This window comes from Pedobacter sp. 01T416_2, assembly GCF_056398925.1.
Genome location: NZ_JBFTQI010000195.1, coordinates 1 through 8,375 on the forward strand (window position 1 = coordinate 1; position 8,375 = coordinate 8,375).

General features: G+C 36.9%; 11 protein-coding genes. 2 read left to right on the plus strand and 9 right to left on the minus strand.

Going from position 1 to position 8,375, the window contains the following annotated elements:
• Nucleotides 1-227: 227 nt before the first annotated feature.
• A complete protein-coding gene (locus AC1DPQ_RS10440; protein ID WP_477584201.1) occupies nucleotides 228-1,496 on the minus strand; it encodes an exo-beta-N-acetylmuramidase NamZ family protein in 1,269 nt (422 codons plus the stop codon).
• A gap of 179 nt (nucleotides 1,497-1,675) precedes the next feature.
• Between AC1DPQ_RS10440 and AC1DPQ_RS10445 the strand changes: the two genes are divergently transcribed.
• Nucleotides 1,676-2,896 carry an ABC transporter permease gene (locus AC1DPQ_RS10445; RefSeq protein WP_477609148.1) on the plus strand — a complete coding sequence of 407 codons (1,221 nt, stop codon included), beginning with the start codon at nucleotides 1,676-1,678 and terminating at the stop codon, nucleotides 2,894-2,896.
• A 56-nt stretch (nucleotides 2,897-2,952) separates the two neighbouring features.
• On the opposite strand, the gene AC1DPQ_RS10450 is transcribed toward AC1DPQ_RS10445, so the two are convergent.
• Genes AC1DPQ_RS10450 through AC1DPQ_RS10460 form a run of 3 tightly spaced genes read right to left on the minus strand, consistent with a single transcriptional unit; the run spans nucleotide 2,953 to nucleotide 4,649 of the window.
• Nucleotides 2,953-3,354: a hypothetical protein gene (locus tag AC1DPQ_RS10450; RefSeq protein ID WP_477585584.1), complete on the minus strand. Its 402-nt coding sequence runs from the start codon at nucleotides 3,352-3,354 to the stop codon at nucleotides 2,953-2,955.
• 11 nt (nucleotides 3,355-3,365) lie between these two features.
• Complete coding sequence (locus tag AC1DPQ_RS10455) at nucleotides 3,366-3,812, minus strand: hypothetical protein (protein WP_477585586.1); 447 nt, start codon at nucleotides 3,810-3,812, stop codon at nucleotides 3,366-3,368.
• 36 nt (nucleotides 3,813-3,848) lie between these two features.
• Nucleotides 3,849-4,649 (minus strand): tRNA pseudouridine synthase A, encoded by an 801-nt coding sequence (locus tag AC1DPQ_RS10460; protein WP_477609150.1) that lies wholly within the window; start codon nucleotides 4,647-4,649, stop codon nucleotides 3,849-3,851.
• A gap of 74 nt (nucleotides 4,650-4,723) precedes the next feature.
• Between AC1DPQ_RS10460 and AC1DPQ_RS10465 the strand changes: the two genes are divergently transcribed.
• Nucleotides 4,724-5,107: a YchJ family protein gene (locus tag AC1DPQ_RS10465; protein WP_477609152.1), complete on the plus strand. Its 384-nt coding sequence runs from the start codon at nucleotides 4,724-4,726 to the stop codon at nucleotides 5,105-5,107.
• On the opposite strand, the gene AC1DPQ_RS10470 is transcribed toward AC1DPQ_RS10465, so the two are convergent.
• The 5 genes from AC1DPQ_RS10470 to AC1DPQ_RS10490 form a co-directional block, all read right to left on the minus strand.
• The gene (locus tag AC1DPQ_RS10470) at nucleotides 5,102-6,226 is read right to left on the minus strand and encodes an ATP-binding protein (RefSeq protein ID WP_477609154.1); all 1,125 of its coding nucleotides are present in this window, start codon (nucleotides 6,224-6,226) and stop codon (nucleotides 5,102-5,104) included. The two genes, AC1DPQ_RS10465 and AC1DPQ_RS10470, sit on opposite strands and share 6 nt — an antisense overlap.
• A 75-nt stretch (nucleotides 6,227-6,301) precedes the next feature.
• Nucleotides 6,302-7,108 (minus strand): nucleoside triphosphate pyrophosphohydrolase, encoded by an 807-nt coding sequence (gene mazG / locus AC1DPQ_RS10475; RefSeq protein WP_477609156.1) that lies wholly within the window; start codon nucleotides 7,106-7,108, stop codon nucleotides 6,302-6,304.
• Nucleotides 7,109-7,127: 19 nt separating this feature from the next.
• Nucleotides 7,128-7,577: a DoxX family protein gene (locus AC1DPQ_RS10480; RefSeq protein WP_477579020.1), complete on the minus strand. Its 450-nt coding sequence runs from the start codon at nucleotides 7,575-7,577 to the stop codon at nucleotides 7,128-7,130.
• 16 nt (nucleotides 7,578-7,593) lie between these two features.
• Nucleotides 7,594-7,890, minus strand: coding sequence for a hypothetical protein (locus AC1DPQ_RS10485; RefSeq protein WP_477579019.1), 297 nt, complete (start codon nucleotides 7,888-7,890; stop codon nucleotides 7,594-7,596).
• A 1-nt stretch (nucleotide 7,891) separates the two neighbouring features.
• Nucleotides 7,892-8,375 (minus strand): AI-2E family transporter (locus tag AC1DPQ_RS10490; protein WP_477609157.1); only part of this gene is annotated, 484 nt, incomplete at its 5' end.

Here is an 8,375-nt window from a genome sequence, read left to right on the forward strand (position 1 = left end):
GCTCCCTGCCTTTGGGCACTTCTTCCTGGTAATTGCTTCCTGGTTTATCACTTTTAATTTTCGGACCGCTCATAGCTAAAATGATTGAATGATTAAGTTTTTGAATGATTGAATAGCACAGCGCTTATCAATCATCTATAATAACAAACCTCTTTCTATTAAGTTTGAAAATAATTGCAAGGGRCAATCCGATCATTCAGTCATTCAATCCCTCTCTCATTCAATAATTAATTGTATAGCAAATATTTCTTCCGCATGGTTTTGTATGCACTTAGTCCTGGTTCCCAGCTCGCCCTAATTTCTGCTTCACTTTTTCCGTCGATTACCTGTTGCCTGAAATCTGCCACACCAACTAATCTTTCGATAGTACCCATTTCTTTGCTCAGCTTGGTGTTAAAGAAATCTTCTTTTCTTGGGGATGCCTTGTACAGTTCGATTAACCAGCTGATGTTTACCTGTTTCGATTTTACCAGTTTTGAGGTATCGTAAGTTCTTAAATCTAAGCCATAACAAACCTGATCCTGAAACAATGGTGTTTCTGACATTCCTTTTATACTTTTCGGCGTAAAACTGAAATCGAATTTCCCTTTAAGGTACGGTGCCCCAACAACAGTAAATGGAAACATCGTTCCGCGGCCGTGGTTTAAATAGGTGCCCTCAAATAAGCAGGTAGATGGGTAAAGTAAAATAGATTGCTGTGTATTTAGGTTAGGAGAGGGTTTAACTGGTAAAGTATACTCCATATCATGGTCGTAATTGGCATTTTTGATAATGGTAATCTTGCATTTCACCTTATCTTTCAACCAGCCTTCGCCATTTAACATCTGCGCATATTCGCCAACCGTTAAGCCATGCGCAATAGGGATAGGTTGCACGCCAATGCCCGATTTAAATTTTGGGTCTAAAATCGGCCCATCAATTAAATAACCATTTGGATTGGGGCGATCTAAAATCAACAGCGTTTTATTGTTTGCTGCACAGGCTTCCATAACGTGCTGTAAGGTATTGATATAGGTATAAAARCGAACACCAACATCTTGGATATCAAACACCATAATGTCGATATCTGCTAAATCTTCAGTCGTTGGTGTACTGTGTTTACCATAAAGCGAGATGGCTTTTATACCTGTTTTGGTGTCAACATCATCGTTAACGGTAACGCCTGCACTGGCATTACCTCTAAAACCGTGCTCAGGACCAAATATCTTCTGGATTTTAACACCTCGTTTCAGCAGGCTATCAACCGAAGTCTGCGTACCGATAATTGATGTGGGGTTAACCACCATACCCACACGTTTTCCTTTTAGAAGCGGGAGGTATTTTTCGGTCTGTTCTGCACCGGTTTTAATTGTCGATGGCAGTTTAACAGTCCTGATCATCAGTTTTCTGTTTTCAGGGCTTTTCTTTCCAAGAACTTCCTGTTCAAGTGGTTTGGGTTGTCCGCAGGCCGATAATGCAATTAAACTGGTTAAAGCAAAGCTGATGTAATTTTTCATTTTGAGTATTATTCTAATCTTCCGGTATTATAACAAAACAATTTACAATATATTTCAATTATGCTATTGGTATTTTCTTGTTACAACTTAAAAATTGATGTTTAAAGTTGGTTATTTATTTCCGAAAATGCCATTTTTAAAAAGGAATTGAGCATTTTTGTTAATACAAATTGATTAAATTGAATTTCGAATATTTCATCGCAGGGCGGATAGCCATTAAATCTGAGCGTACTTTTTCAAAACTTATCGTGCGTATTGCAATAGCAGGCGTGATGTTGAGTTTGGCTGTTATGATTCTCTCTATAGCCATTATAAAAGGCTTTAAAACTGAAATTCAGGATAAAGTAAGAGGCTATTTGGGCGATGTGCAAGTGACCCGTTACGATCTGAATAATTCTTTTGAGCATTCTCCCTTCGTACTTGATGGAGAAACAAAAAAAATGCTCAAAAATAATCCTGACATTGAATATTATTATCCTTTTGCTACAAAACCTGCTATCCTTTCGGCAAATAATGAAATTGAAGGCATTAATTTTAAAGGGATCGACAAAAACTATAAGTGGGATTACATTAAGCAGCATATTATCAGCGGAACCATTATCGATTTTTCTGACAGTACAGCTGCCATGCAAGAACTGCTCATCTCGAATTATACGGCTAATCGTTTAAAACTCAAAACCGGTGATGATTTTATCATGTATTTTGTTCAAAACCAGTTGCGGCCGCGTAAATTTAAAATTGTAGGCATTTATGATATTGGTGTAGAAGATATTGATAAGGGTTTTGTACTTGGCAACCTGAATATAATTAAACGCCTGAATAACTGGAACGCCAACGAAATTGGTGGTATAGAAATCAGGATTAATGATTTTAACAGACTTAAGCCTATTGCCAATAATATTTATGAAAAGCTTCCACGCAATTTGCGCTCGTATTCTATCGAAGAAAATTTTCCTAATATATTTACCTGGTTAGGTCTTCTTGATGTAAACACCAATGTGCTTTTAATCCTGATGTTAATTGTAGGTGTAATTAACATGGTTACCGCATTGTTGATTATGATTTTGGAGAAAACAAATATGATCGGGATGCTAAAATCTTTTGGGGCCAGTAACTGGAGCATTATGAAAATTTTCCTTTACAATGCGGCTTATTTAATTGGTATTGGCTTATTACTGGGGAATATTCTGGGCTTAGGACTTGGTTTTTTACAGCAGGCCACTCACATTTTCAAGCTTAACCAGGCCTCCTACTTTTTAGCTTATGCACCAATAGAATTTCATTTTATTGATGTGCTGCTGCTTAATATCGTTACGGTAGTGGTATGTTTAACGGTCTTGATTATCCCTTCGCTATTGATCAGTAAAGTTTCTCCGCTTAAAGCAATCCGATTTAAATAAGGAAAAAACTTGGGTCACCGGACAGATCATTTTCCGATGCCCAAGCAAACCTAAACTTAAGCTCTTGTCAACTCAACTTTTACAGTTGGTGTGTTATCACTTTTCTGAAGCTGAGGATATGGTGTAATGTCAATTAATTTGAGTGAATAATCTATGCCGTTAATTTTAAGGTTTGCTACACCCTCTAAGGTGCCACAATCTCCTTTGCATAAGATAATTTCCTGATCAATGTTATTAGATGTTAATTTGAAAAAAGCTTTTGCACCACCAGCGCCAATGCAATCAGCATTTATTGGGCAACGGCTATCGCTAATCGATTTTAATACTAATGTAGATGCACCGATTGATTTTGAAGTATTGATTTCAAATTCGTAATTCGTCGTTTTTGTTTCAGATTTCTTCTCACATCCAAAAACAAAACTAGATAAGACAATAAAGAAGAATATTAAATTTTTCATTTAGATGAGGATTAACTACTTCTTTTTAAAATATATTCATAATCTACTGTAGCGTAAGAGGTAGCCGGAGAAAAATCTGTTTGAAGCTTAAACCTTTTTCTAAGGGTTAAATCTACTCCGCTGCTTCTAATATCGTATTCGCCATTTAAAATCATATTCCAATCAAAATCTGCTGTCCAAACGCCCTCATCTGTAAAATATCCGATCCCGTTCTTAAAGTTATAGGTTCCCTTACCTCCCGATGGTTTTAGGTTAGCATCAGCACTAGGAGTAATGTTGAATTTTCCATCCTGTAACGAGATAGAAATTGGTCGGGTTATCGGCACAGACCTAACACTATTGGTAATTACCAACACACCTGTATAGTTGCCATCCAATAAAACATCCACGGTTGTAGATTTTTTACAGCCTAATGATAGGATCAGTGCAAAGAGGAAAATACAGATTTGAACTTTCATACTCCTTAAACGGAGTTCAAAATGAAAACGCTACACTTAAATTGAAATCCAGTCTATACCTTGTGTACTATGGATAAATTCAGTGCGTGGTTCGAGGTTTAAATATGGATAAGTGACTTTCGAAAGGTATAAACCTGTTGGGTGAGCGGGTAATGATAGTTTTGAGGATTGCAGGGTAATCAGTCCGCCTTCAAATTCATCAAAGCTAAGTTCTCCTTTGCCAACCATTAGCATTTTACCCATAATAATGCGGATCATTTTGCCCAAAAAGCGGTTGCTGGCAATATGAAACCTCAGCCTGTCGCCTTTTGGATTTACAAATAAATCGGCTTCCATTACATTGCAGATGGTATGCTCGTATTTATCAGGATGCGTACAAAAAGCCCTATAATCTTTGTATTGGGGTAATAATTTTACAACGGCTTTCATTTTATCAAAATCTAGATTATTTAATTGATAAAAGGAACTTTGGGTGCTTAAAAAAGGATCTTTATAGGTATGGATAAAATAATCATATTTCCGTTGTACAGCATCAAACCGGGCATGAGGTTTCCCCTCCATTTTAATAATGTCGTATACGGCGATATTATAAGGTAAAGCTTTATTCAGGATGTAAAGCAGATCGAAATCAATCTCTTTTTCAATATCTGCATGGAAAAAAAACTGACTGGCATGTACATGCGCATCTGTTCGCCCACAGCCGTTAATCGCAATCGGCGATTTTAAAATCTTCGATAGGGTTTGTTCAATAACTTCCTGAACGCTTTTTACCCCAGGTTGTTTTTGCCACCCACTAAAGTACTGGCCTTGATAGGCAATGTGAAAGAAATACCTCATTTTTCAGCTGCAATTTTACGGAAATTTTAGCAGCAGGAATATTAAATCATACTTTTGTGTGGTAAATTTTAATCATGGATTTAATAAACTGTCCTTGTGGAAGTGGAGCTGCGTTTAGCCATTGTTGCCAGCCTTATCATTTAAAAGTGAAGGCGGCACCAACTGCAGAGGCCTTAATGCGTTCCAGATATTCGGCTTTTGTAGTAGCTGATGCTGATTATCTTTACGACACCACGCATAGCAGTAAAAGAAAAGGGCATTCGGAAAGTGCTTATTTAAGCAGTGCGAAAAACACCAAATGGCTAAAACTCGAAATTATTTTTTCTGATTTTGATATCGTCGAGTTTAAGGCCTATTATCTGAATAAAAAGTTCCAAACAGAAATATTGCATGAAAAATCTAATTTCAGATTAGAAGATGGGAAATGGTATTATGTGGATGGGGAATTTTATTTATAACAAAAATTCACTCACGTTTTCGGGTGTAATTATTTTAGTCTCCACATTCTCATAGGCATCTAAAAACGTCTTTGGAAATCTTGCATTGGATTTAGCGTTCCATTTAATTTCGTAGGCATTCATTAACCCGTTTCTTTCTTCAATATAATCTATTTCCTGTTGTGCATGCGTACGCCAAAAGTATTGGTTGCAATTAATCTGTTTATAAGCAAGAAGTTTAACCCTTTCACTAATTACGAAATTTTCCCAAAGGGCACCAATGTCCTGTCTTAATACAGCTGGACTAAATTGATTAATTACAGCATTTCTGATACCATTGTCGTAAAAGTAGATCTTTCGGCTTTTCTTTAGCTCATTTCTTAAGTTCCTACTTAAAGATCCCAATCTGAATACAATAAATGCCTTTTCAAGCAGATCGATATACTTCTCTGTTGTTTGATTATCCAGACCTGCTAATTGCCCTAGTTCGTTATATGATACCTCATTGCCTACCTGAAAAGCCAAAGCCTGGATTAATTTCTCCATCTTATCTGGCTTTTGTATTTTCTCCCAGGTTAGGATATCTTTATATAGGTAACTGTCCGATAATTGTTTTAAGCGTATTTCTTCTCCACCTGGATTGTTCACGATTTCTGGATAGTAGCCATAAACCAAGCGATGGTTCAATAATCTTTTCTCTGCAAGTAGACCGTTTTCCTCCACCATTTCTCCGAACGAAAAAGGAAATAGGTTATATTCCCATTTTCTACCAGTAAGTGGTTCGTTAATATGATTGGCTAACTCAAAGGCTGAAGAACCAGTAGCAATTACTTTTACATCTTTAAGTTGATCAATGATTAATTTAATAGATAAACCAATGTTGTCAACTCTTTGCGCTTCATCAATTACCAACGTTTTGGCTTTTCCAAGAAGTGCACGTAAGGAGGTTGAAGTGGTATTGGAAAGTATTGTTCTAATGTCTGCGTCATCACCATTCCACCACATAACAGGTTTAGCAAATTTAGAAGAAAGCTGTTGCAAGAGCGTACTTTTTCCAACCTGCCTTGGGCCTAAAAGGATGATCGCCTTTTCATCTTTTAGATGTTTTTCGATAGAATCTGATATTGCTCTTGAAATCATAATCGCAAATTTAATATAAATTTTGCGATTACATTCGCAAAATTTATATTAAATTTGCGATTCTACTCCTTTTGGCTATAATTTCTTTGCTTCATTCCAATATACATCCATCTCTGTAAGGGTCATATCGGCCAGGGCTTTTCCGTTTTCTTTTGCTTTGGTTTCGAGGTACTGAAAACGTTTGATGAATTTTTTATTGGTTTTTTCCAATGCATTTTCAGGATTGATGTTAATGAAACGTGCGTAATTGATCAAAGAAAAAAGTACATCGCCAAATTCGGATTCTGCTTTTTCGATATCAATGGCCGTATTATCGGCAACGTTAAATTCAGTTTTAAACTCCTGTAATTCTTCTTCTACTTTTTCCCAAACCTGATTTTTATCTTCCCAATCGAAGCCTACGCCGCGGGCTTTTTCCTGAATGCGGGCAGCCTTAACCAAAGCTGGTAGTGAAGATGGAACACCAGCCAAAACCGATTTGTTGCCTTCTTTTAGTTTAATCTGCTCCCAATTGCGTTTAACGTCTTCTTCGTTCTGCACTTCAACATCGCCATAAATATGTGGATGTCGGTTTACCAGTTTATCGCAAACTCCGTTTAAAACATCTGTAATGTTAAAATCATTGGTTTCGGAAGCAATTCTCGAATAAAAAACCAGATGCATCATCACATCGCCAAGTTCCTTTTTAATTTCGTCTAAATCGCCCTCTAAAATGGCGTCGCTCAATTCGTAAGTTTCCTCTATCGTTAAATGGCGCAATGTTTCCATGGTCTGTTTTTTATCCCAGGGACATTGTGTACGCAGTGTATCTAAAACAGTGAGTAAACGTGTAAAAGCATCAGCTGGATTATTGGCACTTGCAGGAATTGGATTGTTAGGCATGTTTTATGGTTGAGCTATATTATCGAACGCTAAAGTACCAAACCCAAGCGATTAAGAAAAGCTGAAAGGGTATTCTGAACCATAAATATTTTGGTCCAAGCCCTGGCTTATACAAATCTTCGTAATTGATGCGGTGTTTGGCAGCATAAATATTGGCAGGTAAAATAGCAATGTAAAAAATAATTAGGGCTATCCCGGTAAAATATCTGGTGCTTTCAATAGCCAGGCCAATGGCAAATAAGATTTCCAGAACCCCTGTTAAAAGCACAATTTCTACTTTTTTAGGAATAAACAAGGGAACCATAGCAGCCATGCTGGTTTTAAACTTGAAATGCCCTATAGCTGTAAAAAGTAACATCACACCCATGGCGATATTGCCTGCAAAAATATTTCCTTTATCAAATGTGGTATGGCCGCCGAAGGCTAATAGGGCAATATAAACGATAAGTAATACAAATAAAGGTTTCATTTATTATAATTTTTACTTACTTGATCAAATTAAAGGCAATTAAAATCGTTGCTATGAATAAGATAACCAAGCCTGATAGAAAGACAAAATCGGCAACTTTTTCTAACTTTTGACTTGCGTTTCTTTCTCTTCTCATAGAGATAAAAGATAAGATACAGCTGGTCATAAAAAACATTACGGCAGCTACTGCAAATTCATCAATGATGGAACCATCGGTAAGTGCGAGTTTTTTTAAAGAAGTAAGCACAATAAAGCAGATGCCCAACAGATTGGCAGAAGTGCTTAAAATATGAGGCGATCTATTTTCGGCCATACTAATCCTTTTCTTCTAATTTAATTTTTTTCGTAATCCGATAAACGCGTTTCTTTTTGTCGGGCTTATGCTCTTCGCCCATTAAAATACCCCAAGGTTTTAAATTATCCACTCTATCGAAGATTATTTTTAATATGGCCAGATAAGGTATGCATAAAAACATGCCCGATATCCCCCAGATCATTTCGCCAACTACAATACCAATAAAGGCGAAGAGTGCATTAATTTTTACTTTCGACCCCACTACCAGCGGCATTAGCACATTTCCATCTACAGCATGAACGCCAACAAAAACGATCAAAACCAGAAGCACTTTACCTGCACCTGCTGTTGCAAAAGTAATCAGGCAGCTTATTAACAGCGCAAAGAATATTCCCAGATAAGGAACCACGTTAAAAATACCGGCCACCAGGCCTAACAGAACCGCGTATTTAACCCCTAATAAGCTCAGTACGGTAATCATTAATACCGTAACAATAAGCATC